The sequence below is a fragment of the Chryseobacterium sp. SIMBA_029 genome (assembly GCF_046535275.1).
In the GTDB taxonomy this organism is placed as follows: Bacteria; Bacteroidota; Bacteroidia; order Flavobacteriales; family Weeksellaceae; genus Chryseobacterium.
The window spans coordinates 1-260 of the sequence record NZ_JAWRXA010000502.1 but is presented as its reverse complement, the minus strand read 5'-3'; the positions used below and the strand labels follow the sequence as shown (position 1 = coordinate 260).

Here is a 260-nt window from a genome sequence, read left to right as displayed (position 1 = left end):
AGACCTTATCACCGGTAAGCCTAAAGAAATTATGGTAGGCTATAAGGAGATTGCACGTGCATTAGACAAGTCTATCATCAGAATTGAAGATGCTGTAATGGAAACTCTTTCTCTTACTCCACCGGAATTGGCGGCTGATATCTATAAAACAGGTATTTATCTTGCAGGAGGAGGAGCGTTGCTAAGAGGTCTTGCAGACAGAATTCACAAAAAGACAGGTCTTCCTGTGTTTGTAGCGGAAGATCCGTTGAGAGCCGTAG

Annotated in this window: 1 protein-coding gene; it reads left to right on the top strand. The window is 43.1% G+C overall.

The features are described from left to right. Positions 1-260: rod shape-determining protein (locus SB679_RS24980; protein ID WP_410704997.1), on the top strand; the 260-nt coding region annotated here is incomplete at both ends.